Raw genomic sequence first — 15,135 nt, forward strand, 5'->3', positions numbered from 1 at the left:
AGGATTCATTAGGCAAGAAATCCTAACTATGCTTCTACCAAGTCAACCAAGCCTGCCAAAACCTACCAAATCTGCCCTTGCCAATCTTGCCAAATCTCACTAAGCCCCACCAAAATCAACAAAAATCAACAAAATCAATCTAACTCGCGCTTTTTGGGGATAAGCACCACGCAGATTATCGCTACTGCCATTAGCACCCCAAAGTATACAAAAAACCCCTCCTCTATCCCGCTAGCCTTAAACTGCAATGCCACATAGTTGGCACTTCCACCAAATGCTGCTGCGCCAATGGTGTAGCTTATCCCCGTGCCAAGTGCCCTCACTTGCGGTGGGAACAAAGTCGTTTTAAATATCCCAGCTACCGCGCTATAAAATCCAAGCATAAAGCACATAAAGCCTACGATTGCAAACAAAATAAGCGGGTCGCTTACTCCCTTCATCAGCCAAAACAGCGGATACACGCCAAAAAAGGCAAACACGCAGAATATGAGAAGCGAGACTTTTAAGCCGATTTTATCACTTAGTGCACCCATAAATGGCACGACAACAAATAGCACACAAAGCGCACCTAGCATAATGTTGTTTGCTATGTGCGCGTCTATGCCGTTGTTTATCATATAGACTTTGGAATACACCGTGATGATATAATACGCAGGCGAGCACCCAGCGGTGATTCCAAGCACGAGGGCGACACTTTTCCACGATTTTCGCAACGCTTTGAAGCTACCTCTATCCTCGTATTTTTTTAGCTTCTCGCTAGAATCATCACTCATAAATGTCCTAACAAGTAGGCTTAGAAGTGCTAGCACACCACCACTAAAAAACAAAATCCGCCAGCCAAAATCCTGCATTTGGGATTCCTCCAAAAACAAAAACAAAAAGCTAATGCTAGCCACTGCTAAAAGTTGTCCGCCGATTAGGGTTAGGTATTGAAATGATGAGTAAAATCCCCTCTTGCCTTTGGGGGCGACTTCGCTAAGATAAGCTGCAGCTATGCCATACTCCCCACCCACGGCCACACCTTGCAAAAGTCTAGCTAGCAGAAGTAGCAAAATCGCCACATCACCGATAGTGTGTTTATCAGGCAAAAAGGCAATGCTAAAAGAGCCCAGTGCCATAAACACGATAGAAACTACCATAGAGCTTTTTCGCCCGACTTTATCGGCAATCGAGCCAAATATCACGCTCCCCACAGGCAGCATCAAAAATCCCGCTGCAAACACGCCAAATACCGAGATTTGCTGAATGAGTGGCGAGGTGGCGTTTGAGAAATTGTGCGCGAAATACACCGCAGCAAAGCCATAAATGTAGAAGTCAAACCACTCTACGAGATTGCCACTGCTTGCGGCGATAACGCTTGAGATTCGCTTAGAATCGCTTAAGTTTGCGTTTATCTCGTTTTTGTCGTGCTCGTGTTTGTGATGTTTGCTATTCTTTTTTGAGTGCATTACTGCTCCTTATTTAGATTTTTATAGATTCTTTTGCGTAGAATCATTTTAAGGTTTTAGGGCTATCTAGCTTAGCTTGTTGATTTTGGCACTGATTTAGGGGGCTAGTCTAGCTCACGCTTTTTGGGGATAAGTGCGACACATACAAGCGATATAAACGCAAACACCCCAAAATACACAAAAAATCCTTGCTCGATTCCGTGTGATTTGAACTGCAAAGCGACATAGTTCACACTTCCGCCAAAAATCCCCACACTTATCATCGCGCCTAGCCCTGCACCAAGTGCGCGGATATGTGGTGGGAAAAGCGCGGTTTTAGAAATGCCAGCCACTGCTGTGTAAAAGCTAAGCATAAAGCACATAAAGCTAGCTATGCCAAATAGCACCAAATAGTCTTTGGTGCTTCCAAGCAGCAAAAATAGCGGGTAGATTCCCACTATGCAAAATCCTAGATAAATGCTAAGCGAGGTTTTAAACCCGATTTTGTCGCTTATGTAGCCCACAAGCGGTATCGCCACGCATAGCACGCAAAGCGCGCCTAGCATAATGTTGTTTGCCACAAAAGCGTCTATGCCGTTATTTATCATAAAGATTTTGGGATATACCGTTATGGTATAAAATCCTATCGTGCATCCAGCAGTAGTGCCAACTACTAGGGCTAAGCCTTTCCACGATTTAAAAAGTGCGCTTAGGCTACCTCTATCGCTATATGTCCCCAAAACCTTGTGAGAATCATCGCGCATAAATCCACGAAAGATAAGGCTACCTAGTGCTAGCACGCCACCAGCTAAAAACAAAATCCGCCAGCCAAAATCTTGCATTTGGGATTCCTCCAAAAACAAAAACAAAAAGCTAATGCTAGCCACTGCTAGAAGCTGCCCACCGATTATGGTGGCGTATTGGAATGATGAGTAAAAACTGCGCTTGCCACTAGGGGCTATCTCGCTAAGATATGCTGCCACTATGCCAAACTCCCCACCCACAGCTACGCCTTGAATAAGCCTAGCAAGCAGAAGCAATATGATAGCTGTGTCGCCTATGGAGGATTTATCGGGCAATAGCGCAATAGCAAATGAGCCAAATGCCATACACAAGATAGATACTATCATCGCTTTTTTGCGAGAATCTCTATCGGCTATGCGCCCAAAGATGATACTCCCCACAGGTAGCATCAAAAACCCCGCCGCAAACACGCCAAAGACTTCGATTTGTGCTAGCAAGGGCGAGGTGGCGTTTGAGAAATTGTGCGCGAAATACACCGCAGCAAAGCCATAAATGTAGAAATCAAACCATTCAATGAGATTTCCACTGCTTGCTGCTACTATGCTTGGGATATGGATAGATTTTGTTTGCATTGTGATTCCTTAAATGACACGATGAATAAATGCAAACTTTTCCAAAATCCATAAGACTAAATGCGTAAAACTCAACTAAACCAAAGGAAACACTTTTTTGGCAATCATTTCTAGCTCTTCTCTCACATTAGCACATTGCACGATTAGGAGGTTTAGCCCTGCTTTGTGGTATTCGCGGATTTTCTCTGCTACTTGCTCGGGCGTGCCGATGAGATTGGAGCGAAGTCCGCGATTTGATACGCTGTATTCTTGCTTGGTGATTTCTAAGTCAAGCTGTGAATTGCCCGTAAAATCGCTATATGAGCTTGCATAATCCTCATAATTTTTGATTGTGGTTATGCGCTTTAGCTCATCTTGGGCTTCTTTCTCTGTGTCGCGCACGATGATATAAGTCGCCATTCCAAACGCGCTAAAAGGTGGTTTGCCAGCCTTTGCTCTGCGCTCTTTCATATCGTTGATTTTTTCCCACACTTCTTCTACCGTGCCCCCGTGCATTAGATACCTATCGGCAAATTGTGCTATGGTAGCTCGCCCTACATCGCTCTCTCCTCCCGCATACACAAGTGGCATTTTGGTAGGTTTTGGCTCGTTGTATGAGTTTTCAAAGTTGTAATACTTGCCTTTGTGTGTGAAAGGTGTCTCACTCCAAAATCCGCGCAAAACATCGGTGTATTCTTTGACAAGAGCATATCTGTCATCGTGCCCATCGAAGTTTATGCCATACTGCCTTGCTTCCTCTTCCCACCACGCACTTACCATATTTACACTGAAGCGATTCCCGCTTATTTGTGCGATAGTGGCGATTTGCTTAGCGGTTAGTGCGACTTGGTGGTATTGTGGGCGAAGTGCTGCTAGGACTTCGATTTTTTTGGTTATAGCAGCTAGCCCATTTGCTATCGCCCACGCATCAAGCACAGGGGCTTTTTCGCCTTTTATGTCATTTAGGTAGAGTTCAGGCACGAGCGTTAGCACATAGCCTAGCTCCTCTGCGTTTAGTGCCAAGTCTTTTATGTATTCCCAACTGCACTTTGTAGTGTCATCATCGACATTTCGTAGCCAGCTTCCCCATACAGGTGTCCAATATCCAAACTTCATTTTCATTTTGTCTCCTTTTTTTGGTTTTTGTGTTTTTAGATTTTGCTTTTTGCGAGATTTAAGCTGTTTGCTTAGAGCTGATTTTTTGTAGTTGCTCGCTCAAAAATTCTACGATTCTATCGCTTGCAGCTTGTTTGCCCTGCGCTCTAAGCGTTTCCTCTACGGCTTTATTGTAGTTGGTGTTGGTATTTATGTCATACACCACTACTTCGCCCTCGCCTCTCTCATTTTCTTGTGTTTCTATGAATTCCACACCTGCGACTTCGATTTTGTGTAGCTTTAGGAACTCTTCTAGCTGCTTTACAAGTGGCGTATCCTCGCTAATGTCTTTGCGCAGGCTAAATTTGCTCGCACCACCACCGCTTATATCACACGCTGCGCCTGCTAGCTCTGGGACAACCTCGCTTGTGGATTTTGCGTCCTCTATCGCACACGCATCAGCTGGGCATAGCTTAAACGCTCCTCCACTTGTATCTACGCGTACTGCATAGTGAAATCTACCACCGATAAACTCAAGCCTAGTGATAAATAGCTCCTTAGAGCGGACATACTCTTGCAGTAGCGTAACGCCATCGATTGGTGCTTCAAACTCGCTAGATTGAACATAGTCGGCAAACTCCTCATAGCTATCAAATCGCCGAACTCCTAGCCCTTTGCCACCTTGATTGTGCTTGGTGATAAAGGGGGCTTTTAGGCTCTTGGCTTGCTCTAGCAAAGTAGCTTTGCCAAATACAGCTATGGTCTTTGGCGTGCGAAATCCTGCTTGAGATAGTGAGAGGTATTGTCGCACTTTGCTTACTTCTAGCTCTAGCACGGAGCTAGGGTTTATCACACGGCGATTGTGAGACTCTAGCCACGAAAGAATAGAGCGTCCGTATTCTTTAGAAAAAGCATTATCACGCGTATGGCTTGAAGCACTAATCCTACTCCAAAACACACCTTGTGGTGGCTCTCTATCTATATCTATGCTTCCTTGTGTGAGGATAATCTCGCCAAAGTCTACCCCTGCACGATTAAAAGCCTCTCTAAATGGCGGAATCCACTCGGGATTTTCGTGCAAGATATAAATCCCTTTTTGTAAGTCATTATATGACATAATCTACCTCCTTTTTTGCCTTACTTCTACCTGTGCCCGTGTAGTCATCTATGCTAGATTTTGGTCCTCCTACGCGGTATTGCGAAGCGATATGACTAGAATCTAGTCTATCTCCCTTGCCAAAAAGCTTGTGCCTTAGACTTCCTTGAGTGTATTCTTGCTTGTATGCACCTCTTTTTTGTAGCTCGGGCACGACAAATTCTACTACATCTTGGATAGTTCCGGGGGTAGTGGCATAGGCGAGATTGAATCCATCTGCATCGCTATAAGCGATAAATTCTTGCAAAATATCAGCGACTTTTTGTGGGCTACCGATGATTTTTGGTCCTTGGCAGCCTATGCCTGTTAGCTTGATTAAATCACGCAAAGTCCAAGTTTTGCCCTCATCTGTGGTGGAGTTTGAGAGAGCTTCGACTTGAGCGACTATGGCATTTGATTTGATATTGCTTAGTGGGTCATCTAGCTCATACCTACTCAAATCCACTCCTAGCCAACCAGAATTGATTACCAAAGAGCCCTCTGTGCTTGCGTATTTTAGCAAGTCTTTGTATTTAGCTTGGGCTAACTCTTCGGTTTTGTCTGTGATTACGGTTGCTAGTAGGTAGATTTTGGCACTATATGGGTCGCGTCCTGCTTGGATAAGCGCGTCTCGCACTTGCTTAACGGCGATTTTTGCGTATTCTTTTGTCGGTGGCGCGATAAATATACCCTCTGCGTGCGTGGCTGCAAACTTGCGTCCTCTAGGGGAGTTGCCCGCTTGGAATAGCACAGGTGTGCGCTGAATGCTAGGCTCACAGATATGAATACCCGGGACATTGAAATATTTGCCGTGATGTCCTATGTGGTGGATTTTGCTAGGATTGGCAAAATCGCCCGTCTCTCTATCTAAAATCACCGCATCATCTTCCCAGCTTCCCTCTAGTAGCTTATAAATCACTTCCATATACTCATCAGCTACTTCATATCGCTCATCGTGAGGTAGCTCGCTCTCTCCCATATTTTTGTTTGCACTTGGGAGGTAGCCTGTTACGATATTCCAGCCTACGCGTCCTTTTGTGAGGTGGTCTAGTGTGCTAAGCCTCCTAGCAAAAGGAAATGGATGCTCAAAAGGCACACCAGAAGTGATGCCAAAGCCTATATGCTTGGTAGCTGCTGCACTTACTGCGGCTAGCTGCACAGGGTCATTTACAGGCACTTGCAGAGCCGTTTTTAGCGCACCAAAATCATTGCCACCATAGATGTCATACACACCGATAACATCAGCGATAAACACCGCGTCAAAGAGCCCTTTTTCGGCGTTTTGAGCGATAGTCTGCCAATACTCTATATCTTTGTAGCGTAGGGCTTGGTCGTTTGGATACCGCCAAAGCCCGGGGCTAAGATGAGAGATACAATTCATTTCAAACGCATTGAAACTGATTTGTTTGGGTGTCTTACTCATTGTTGCTCCTTTTAGATTTTGCCAAATGTGATTTTGGCATCGTTTGGTTTTTGGTTTTGTCAGGTTTTGGCAAAACCTAGAAGCGCATTCTATCGTAAAAAATGTAAAAACACAATATGTGTTTGCAAAAAAATAGCAAAATTTTTGATTTTTTGTAAAAAACACAATATGTGTTTGTGATTTTGCAGATTTTGGAGAGATTTGGACTTTATCAAATAAAAAAGTCTAAATAATAAAAATTATCCACTTATTATTTCTTTTTAGGTAGCATTTGCGCTTCAAATCTTAAGCAAATCTAAATTTGCGCAAAAGATTTGCAAAACAACTTACAACAACTAAAGGAGAACAAATGGCAACAATACTAGCAGGACAAATGCTAAAAAAAGGTTTTATGATGTTTGGTGTGATTGTGGCGAGTGCGCTTATGTGCTCTAGCTTTGCAAGTGATTTGCAAAAGCAGGCAAAAGACTTAGGATTAGCACCACTACCCAAAAACCAAAAAGAAGTAGATGCTATCTTGCAACAAAATGGCATAAAATCTAGCCCATTTAGCAAAGCAAAAGCAGAGCTAGGCAAAAAGCTATATTTCGAGCCACGACTAAGCAAAAGCGGGCTTATCTCGTGCAACACCTGCCACAATCTAGGCACAGCAGGGATAGACGGCGTAGAAGCAGCGATAGGACACAAATGGAGCTCAAATCCTCATCATCTAAATTCCCCCACCGTGTATAACTCCGTGCTAAATGCCACGCAGTTTTGGGATGGGAGGGCAAAAGACCTAAAAGAGCAAGCAAAAGGACCTATCCAAGACAATGCAGAAATGGCACTTCCCCAAAAGCTAGCCGTTCAAAAAATCGCTTCCATAGATGAATATGTCAATGAGTTTAAAAAAATCTATGCCGATGGCGTAACATTTGATAATATCGCTGATGCGATTGCAAACTTTGAGCGAACTTTGCTTACGCCATCTCGTTTTGATGAGTTTTTGCGCGGCAAAAGCAGTGCGCTAAATGCGCAAGAAAAAGAGGGCTTAAAGCTGTTTATGGATTTGGGCTGTGCTTCTTGCCACAATGGAGTAAATCTAGGTGGCTCTATGCAGGCTTTTGAAGTGGTAGAAAAGTATAAACACCGCTTAGTTGGGGATTTTAGGGGCGATAAAGACGGGCTAGTAAAAGCTCCTACTTTGCGAAATGTAGAGCAGACTGCGCCGTATTTCCACAATGGTGCGATTTGGAGTTTGCAAGAAGCGATAAAAGAGATGGGCAAAATCCAGCTTGGCGTGTCAATAGATGATAAGCAAGCCAAAGATATAGAAGCGTTTTTGCGCACTCTTACGGGCAAAAAACCTGTGATAATCTACCCACAACTACCCGATTCTACACCAAAGACACCCAAACCACAAGTGTAGATAGATTTCATTTTGTTTCATAGCCTTACTCACGCCTTGCCTTGCATAAAATTTACATAAAGATTTTGTGTGAATGCAAGGCGGGCGCGTATCGTGGTGTCGATTTTTGCGCAAAACCTCTAGCAAAATCAACAAGACTTGCAATTTTGCATAATCTCGCAAAATCTAACTTATCTAACTTGCCCAGCCTCCCAAACTTCTTTTATAAAACTTCATAGCAATCTTTTTAAGTCTTTTTTCATAACTCCCTTTTCTTAGTTTTTGGCATTGTTTTGATATAATGCGCTTTTTTATTTTGGCTAAATGCTAAACCAAATACGGAGAGTCCAAATGCAAAATCTAAAAGAGAAACTAAACAATGACTTAAAAGAAGCAATGAAGTCAGGGGATACATTTTTGCGTGATACTTTGCGACTGCTAAATGCAGACATAAAGCGCGTAGAAGTAGACACTAGGGCAAGCCTAGATGATAGTGCGATTAGCGACATAATAAAAAAAGCTGCCAAACAGCGACAAGACGCCATAGATGCTTACAAAAAAGGCGGGCGAGATGACTTGCTAGCAAAGGAGCAAAAAGAGCTAGACATCATCACTTCTTATTTGCCTGCACAGCTTAGCGATAGTGAGCTACAATCCAAGCTAGAATCCATAATCAAAGAAGTGGGTGCAACTAGCCCAAAAGATATGGGCAAAGTAATGGCTAGTGCAAAATCCCTAAACGCCGATGGGCGTAGAATCTCACAAATGGTAAAGACACTTTTGGGCTAGATTTAAGGTAAATTTAGCTAGCAATTTTTAAGCAAAATCTACATATAGCCTAAATGCAGCTTGGCAAAATCCAAACACTTACTATCACGCGCTTTAGCCCAAATGGTGCGTATTTGGGCAAAAGCGCGACAAATACAAAATCCACAAATACACAAAAAAGCAAAATATATAAGCAAAAATCTACACAAATCCCCTCACAAACTCTTGCCCAAATCCCCATAAACGAAGTGCTATTGCCAAATAAATTTTGCCCTAGCGGTGCAAAGGTGGGCGATGAAGTGCAAGTCTTTATCTACACGGATTCGCAAGATAGATTTATCGCCACCACACAATCCCCGCTAGCCACACTAGGACAAATCGCGTTTTTGCGCGTGGTAAGCGTGGGACAAAACGGCGTGTTTTTGGACTTGGGGCTTGATAAAGATATATTTATGCCTAGCAAAAATCCCAAATCCTACGCGCTAGACTCGCTCGTAGCAGTGAAAATCTGCGCTGATAAGTCCCACCGACTTATCGCAAAAAAGGGCATAAAAGACACGCTTAAGCCCTACAAAGCAAAACATAGAGGCACGAAGGTAGAGATTTTGCCTTTTGAGATAAGTCCTCTTGGTGTGGGCTGTGTGGTGGAGGGCAAATACTATGGATTGCTATATACTTCGCAAAGTAGCCCTAAAGCAAAATCTACTCACAGGGATTTTGCTAGCAAAGATTCTACTCGCAAAGACTTTTATTACACGGATTTTCCCACAAAATCTAGCCAAAATCCTCTCAATATAGATTCTAGCGAGCTGCTAAAAAAGCTAGGGCTAAGTCTAGGGGCAAAATCAAGTGCTTTTATACAAAATGTGCGCCCTGATGGCAAGCTGGACTTGACCCTACAAAGTAAGGCAAACACCAAAGATGAAGCACAAAAAGTGCTAGAGATTTTGCACTCACTGCAAAAGGCTAATGAAGTGCTAGAGTTTCACTACGATAGTCCTCCACAGATTTTGGATAAAACCTTTGGCATAAGCAAAAAGGCTTTCAAGCGCGTGCTTTCTCATCTAATAGCCACTTCTTGTATAGAATTGAAAGAGGGCAAAATCGCCCTGCTAGATTCTGTGCAAAGCCCACATAAAAGCACCAAAAATCCTAGATTTAGCCAAAAGCCTTAGCAAATACCATAAAGCCTTTTTATCCACGATTCAAACTTTCATAAAAGACTCCAAAAGATTCTTAAAAATCCGCTAAAACACGCTTAAAAACCACTACTTACATTTGTCTAATATTCAAGTTGCTAAATCCGCGATTTACCAAGCAAGAGCACCAAGCAGCCACATTGACAAAAAAAAAAAAAACGGCTAAGATTCCCCCTCTACTTCTTTGCTAATAAGTGATAAAAAGCCTAAGATTTTTGCTTTTTATCGCTTGACTTCCAAGCCAAACAAAATCTAAATAAAGGGGAATAAGCTATGAAAATTTTAGGCAAGTATGAAATCATAGAGCAGTTTTCAAGCGATGAGTTTAGAGCGCGAGATTTGCACAAAAACTATTTCATAAAGCGCGTTAGAAAAGAGGGCTTAGATGAGACTATGCACTCCCATCTAGCCCAAAATCTCCAAGACTTTCGGCACAAAAATCTTATCAATATCAGCATTGATGAAGATGATGAGTTTTTCTATGCCATTAGAGAGGACTTTGAGAGGGAGGAGTATCGCCCCTTAAGCCCAGAAATATTTAAAAATAGCGATGAGGTGGATTATACGCGCTTATTAGAGTGCTATTTGCAGATTTTTGATGCGATTAGCTATATCCACTCAAAAGGGCTATATCACGGCAACATAAGCACAAATAAGATTTTGGTTACTAGGGATAATCGCGTGTTTTTGCTAGACTTTGGCAAAAGCTATTTTTATGCCTTACTAGGCGATGATGAGAAGCACTTCAAAGCCCCCGAGCAGCTAGCAGAGATAAAGGCTGACATTGACATAATGGCGGATATTTTTTCATTTGGGCTATGTATGCTAAACCTACTGCTTGGGACATTTGAGGATTTTGAATTCAACAAAAATTACAAAAACCCAAGCGATTTGGAAAATATCTATGAAAAAATCCAAAATGACTATGATTTAGAATCTAGTGAGAATGAAATCTTTTTGCTTATCCGCAAAATGACGGCACTAAACCCACAGGATAGAATTTCACTTGATGATTTGGGTAAAGAATTAAGGGCGATTTTAAGGCAAAATAAGCAAACCTACAAATTTGAGCTAAATCTATCTAATAGTGTAGAGGAAAAATACCGCGAGATACACGAGCTTAGCGTCTATGAGCTAAAAGAGCATATCCAAAGCAGAATTGAGGGCAAAAAATCTTTTTGGGAGTTTGGGCTAGATAAAAATAAAGACCGTGAGGAAATCAAAATCGCTTGCGGGGATTTAATCTTTTGCTGTTCAGCTAAGGACTCAAGCTATCTTTTTTGCTTCTCTATCTTAGAAAATCAAAAAATGTTAGAAAATCTCTATGCAAATGGCTTGGAGTTTGATAATGACTTTATCATCACCACAGGACATAATCATAGCTATGAATGCGACAATATACAAAATATAAAGGACGAGCTAAAACGCGACTTTGAAATGCAAAAGCTCCGCAACAGAGGGCTTGAAACAGATAGAAAAGCAATCGCCACAGAGGAGGAGCTACTTCGTGCTGAAAAAGAAACTATCGACTTAAAGAAAAATGTAATCCTAGCGCAATTTAAAAGCGTAAATAAAGGCAAAGATACGATGACATTTGAGCGAATCGAGATTGATAAATGTAGCCAAAAGGATAGAGAAAAATTTACCGAGATTTTAAAAACAGCACAAAATAATCAATTTACCAAAACTAAAAAAGGCAAAAAGCCAAGAGATTTAACCAAAGTGCGCGATTTTCAAAGCACAGATAAAGTCATCATTCAATCCATTGAGCCTGACTTATCAGTAGAGCTAAAAGGCGAAGTATCCTCTCTAAATCTAGCCAAAAAAGAAATCATCGTGCAACTTGACAAGTATAAAGATGTCAATCAAAACACATTGCAAAACGCAATCCTTACTATCGCTTATGATTATCAAATGGAAGAAATTTTGTGGAGCAAAAAAGATAAGGCGTTAAGCGATTTAAAAGAAGCCAAAACGCAAATCCCCAATCTTTTGCGCAAGATAAATGAGCCAAAGGAGCTAAGAGAAAATGTCCTTGTAGAGATTCCTAGCTTTTTTGATGAAAATTTAGATGAAAATCAACAAGAGGCGGTGATAAAAACGCTTAGTTTAGATAGTGATAGTGAAATACTGCTTATCCAAGGACCTCCGGGCACAGGCAAAACAACGACTATCACAGAGATGATTCGCCAAATTCAAAAGCGACATAGACACGCCAAGATTTTGGTAGCCTCTCAAAGCAATCAAGCTGTGGATAATGTGCTAGAAAAAATCTGCATAAATGAGGATAAAATCTTGCGCATAGGCAATGATGAATCCAAGATGAGTGATATAGCAAAACAATTTATCCCAAATAAAGTGCTAGATAGGCTTATCAAAGACAATAGAGCGCGAATCAAAGCAAATCCTATCAGCGATGAAAATCCAAGTATAGAAACTAAGCTACAAGAGCTACAAGGCGACTTTGACAAAGCCTTGCAAACAATCACGGCAAAAATGAGCGCAAAAACAGGCGAAAAATCAAAAGAAAGCGAACTAGCCACACTTTTTCTAAAAAATATCCGCGTTATTTTTGGGACATTGCTAGGCATATCCTCGCGGAAAGATTTTAGAGATATTGTCTTTGATTTTGCTATTGTCGATGAGGCAGGGAGAGCTACGCTTAGTGAGCTATGTGTGCCTTGCATCAAAGCTAGGCATATCGTGCTAGTAGGCGACCACAAGCAGTTAGCCCCTGTCATCGATGATGAAATCGCTAGCAATTTAAATAGCAATTTCCCCAAAAAAGAGGTGGGGACTTCGTTTTTTGAGCGGTATTTCGAGCGACTTAGTGAGAAAAAAGCAGAAGTGCCATATTTAGAAAATTTCCGCCATAGGCTTATCTACAACTACCGCGCCGAGCATAAAATCTGCGAGCTTTACAATCAGCCATTTTATGAGGGTGAGCTAAAAGAAGCACTAGCAATAAAAGGCAAAAGAGAGCATAATCTCTCTCCACTCTTTAAATCCAGCGCGGTGTGGATAGATACGAGCAAAAGAGATGATAGAGAGGACACCCAAGCAGGCACAGGCAAAATAAACCACTGCAATGCCTCTATCATCTCATCTACTCTAAAAATTTTGCTAGATAAATCAAAAGAGCAAAATCTAAGCCACAGCATAGGAATCATCACACCTTATAGAGCGCAGACAAATTTGCTAAAAGATAAGCTAAAAGGCATAAAAGCTGAATTTAAAGAGCTTTATGCAGATAAGGCAAGTAATGATAAAGACTTGCGCAATGGCTTTGACATAGGCACAGTCGATAGCTTCCAAGGGAGTGATAGGGATATAATCATCTATGATTGTGTCCGCTCATCAAAGGCAAAAAATAGCAAAGAGGATAGAGAAAAAAGAAGCGGTGGCAAAATCGACTTTATCGCTGATGAAAAGCGACTTAATGTTTCATTATCTCGTGCAAAAAAGCTACTTATCATCGTAGGCGATATGGAGTTTTTGTATAGGGCGAGTGTAAGCGAGGGGATAAATCCGTTTTATAAAATCATAGACTTTATCCACAAGCATAAAGAAGACTATCACATAATCCCCGCACCACAAACACAAAATAAAGGAGGCAAAAATGGCTAAGAAAAAAGTAGCACCACAAACTAACGAGCATACCAAATCTGCGGAGTCTATCTATGATAAATTTGATATGCACTTACTCACGCACAAATACAGCGACTACTACATAAGCAAAAAAGAGAGCGATGAAAATTTGGCGCAAATGGGGCTAGTAAAGGAGGGCGATGAGAATGATGAAGGCGATTTTGTATGGTATGACACTAGGGAAGTTTTTTATCCTGTATATAAAACTATCATAGACTATCAAATCACAACAATTCAGCCTATCCACCCTATCATCATAGCGATTTTGAAATCTGTGAAATACTTAGAAACGCTAAAAAATGCCAATATTGCCCAAAAGCTAAAATCTATCACACAGCTTGATGATGAAATCTATGGCAGTATAATTGCCGAACTCATAACCAAAGGACTGCTAAATAATGAAAATGATAAAATACGACTAAGCAATAAAGGCAAAGACGCGCTAAAAAAGGAAAAAGAAAAGATTGTCAATGATGAAAGCGCGGTAGTAGCGATTGATGGTATATATAATGAAGTGCTAGAAGTCGTTAAAAGTGTCAAAGAGATGAATCTGCCACATAAGCCAAGTAAAGATTCTATCGAGCTAAAGCCTTTATTTAAAGCGCGTCCTAGGAGTGAAAGTCTCTATGAGGAATTTAGCGAGAACAAAACACTATATCAAGTCCTAGTCGAAGCACTGCAAGGGCTAGATAGTGTAGATAAGTATAGTATAGATGATGCAGGACAAAGCGAAAGACAAAGCACGGAAGTAAGCAATATCCTAGCCGTGCGTGATGTGAGAAAATTTTACAAAAAATACATTTGCTTATTTTACAAAAACGCGCACGATGAAGAAAAAATCCTAGTCGTTGATGAGAGATATGAGATAAACGCAGAAATCACAAAGCTATTTGATAGGCTAATAAGTGAGCAAAATCTAACCCCAAGCAATGCTAACTCTAACGCGTGGAAAGACAAAGAGGATAAACGCGAAAGACTTAGCAAAGAAGTGATAGAATCTAGGCTTAAATCTGCTCTAGATTTGAGCGAGGGGGCGATGCTTGAAGTGGGCGAGCATAAGCGGTATTTTATCTATGTGCTTAAAAACGCTAAAAAGCATATCTACATACAAAGCCCTTGGGTGCGCCACAATGTGCTAGAAATCTATAAAGAGTATATACAATCCGCGCTAGAAAAAGGCGTAAAAATAACTATCAAATACGGAATGCAAAAGCGAGGTGAGAAAGACAAACAAGAGATTGATGAAAAAGCACTAGCTTATCTTAACGAGCTAAAAGCAAAGTATGGCAATTTCAGCCTAAAGCACGGCAGTGATGACCACTCTAAAATCATCATTTGTGATGATGAGTTTATGATAGTGGGGAGTTTTAATTGGCTAAGTTTCGCTCCTAGAGATGATAAGCGAAGCGAAACTTCCACCATAAACAAAAACAAAGAATCAATCAAAAAGCAAATCGCCAAATTTGACTAAGTGAGATTTAAAATTTCTGCTAAAACACGCAAACATAACGCGCAAGATTTGGCGCAATAAAGTAACAACAAAAGTTAGAGGATACACAAAAAGTTATTTATAGATTTTATAAAGGGCTCTAGTGGCTAAAAAGTTATAAATTTTTATAAATTCGTCAAATGCAAAAAGTATTTTGCACTTTCATCTTTGCTATCTAATGTATGTTTCATCACACAAGATTTGCCACG

Annotated in this window: 10 protein-coding genes; 5 read left to right on the forward strand and 5 right to left on the reverse strand. The window is 41.3% G+C overall.

Annotated features, from left to right (window positions below):
- Nucleotides 1-134: 134 nt before the first annotated feature.
- From HMPREF2086_RS01575 to HMPREF2086_RS01595, 5 genes are all read right to left on the reverse strand, one after another.
- On the reverse strand, nucleotides 135-1,448 hold the full coding sequence (locus HMPREF2086_RS01575; RefSeq protein ID WP_023926969.1) for an MFS transporter: 1,314 nt from the start codon (nucleotides 1,446-1,448) through the stop codon (nucleotides 135-137).
- Nucleotides 1,449-1,552: 104 nt separating this feature from the next.
- Entirely contained in the window at nucleotides 1,553-2,803 is a 1,251-nt protein-coding gene (locus HMPREF2086_RS01580) for an MFS transporter (RefSeq protein ID WP_023926970.1), read from the reverse strand.
- Between the two features lie 75 nt (nucleotides 2,804-2,878).
- On the reverse strand, nucleotides 2,879-3,904 hold the full coding sequence (locus tag HMPREF2086_RS01585; protein ID WP_023926971.1) for an LLM class flavin-dependent oxidoreductase: 1,026 nt from the start codon (nucleotides 3,902-3,904) through the stop codon (nucleotides 2,879-2,881).
- Between the two features lie 52 nt (nucleotides 3,905-3,956).
- Nucleotides 3,957-4,994 (reverse strand): ATP-grasp domain-containing protein, encoded by a 1,038-nt coding sequence (locus tag HMPREF2086_RS01590; protein ID WP_023926972.1) that lies wholly within the window; start codon nucleotides 4,992-4,994, stop codon nucleotides 3,957-3,959.
- The gene (locus tag HMPREF2086_RS01595; RefSeq protein ID WP_023926973.1) at nucleotides 4,984-6,435 is read right to left on the reverse strand and encodes an LLM class flavin-dependent oxidoreductase; all 1,452 of its coding nucleotides are present in this window, start codon (nucleotides 6,433-6,435) and stop codon (nucleotides 4,984-4,986) included. The genes HMPREF2086_RS01590 and HMPREF2086_RS01595 overlap by 11 nt, the downstream gene beginning before the upstream one ends.
- A 391-nt stretch (nucleotides 6,436-6,826) precedes the next feature.
- Here HMPREF2086_RS01595 and HMPREF2086_RS01600 point away from each other — a divergent pair, with 391 nt between their 5' ends.
- The 5 genes from HMPREF2086_RS01600 to HMPREF2086_RS10575 all read left to right on the forward strand — a co-directional run bounded on the left by HMPREF2086_RS01600 (nucleotide 6,827) and on the right by HMPREF2086_RS10575 (nucleotide 14,908).
- Complete coding sequence (locus HMPREF2086_RS01600; protein WP_034560656.1) at nucleotides 6,827-7,843, forward strand: cytochrome-c peroxidase; 1,017 nt, start codon at nucleotides 6,827-6,829, stop codon at nucleotides 7,841-7,843.
- A gap of 330 nt (nucleotides 7,844-8,173) precedes the next feature.
- A complete protein-coding gene (locus tag HMPREF2086_RS01605) occupies nucleotides 8,174-8,611 on the forward strand; it encodes a GatB/YqeY domain-containing protein (RefSeq protein ID WP_023926975.1) in 438 nt (145 codons plus the stop codon).
- A 53-nt stretch (nucleotides 8,612-8,664) separates the two neighbouring features.
- Complete coding sequence (locus HMPREF2086_RS10570) at nucleotides 8,665-9,765, forward strand: S1-like domain-containing RNA-binding protein (protein WP_023926976.1); 1,101 nt, start codon at nucleotides 8,665-8,667, stop codon at nucleotides 9,763-9,765.
- A gap of 297 nt (nucleotides 9,766-10,062) precedes the next feature.
- Nucleotides 10,063-13,416, forward strand: a complete 3,354-nt coding sequence (locus tag HMPREF2086_RS01615; protein WP_023926977.1) for an AAA domain-containing protein — start codon at nucleotides 10,063-10,065, stop codon at nucleotides 13,414-13,416.
- The gene (locus tag HMPREF2086_RS10575; RefSeq protein WP_023926978.1) at nucleotides 13,409-14,908 is read left to right on the forward strand and encodes a phospholipase D-like domain-containing protein; all 1,500 of its coding nucleotides are present in this window, start codon (nucleotides 13,409-13,411) and stop codon (nucleotides 14,906-14,908) included. Before HMPREF2086_RS01615 ends, HMPREF2086_RS10575 begins: the two co-directional genes overlap by 8 nt.
- Nucleotides 14,909-15,135: the final 227 nt, after the last annotated feature.

The sequence above is a fragment of the Helicobacter macacae MIT 99-5501 genome (genome assembly GCF_000507845.1).
GTDB classification, from domain to species: domain Bacteria; phylum Campylobacterota; class Campylobacteria; order Campylobacterales; family Helicobacteraceae; genus Helicobacter_B; species Helicobacter_B macacae.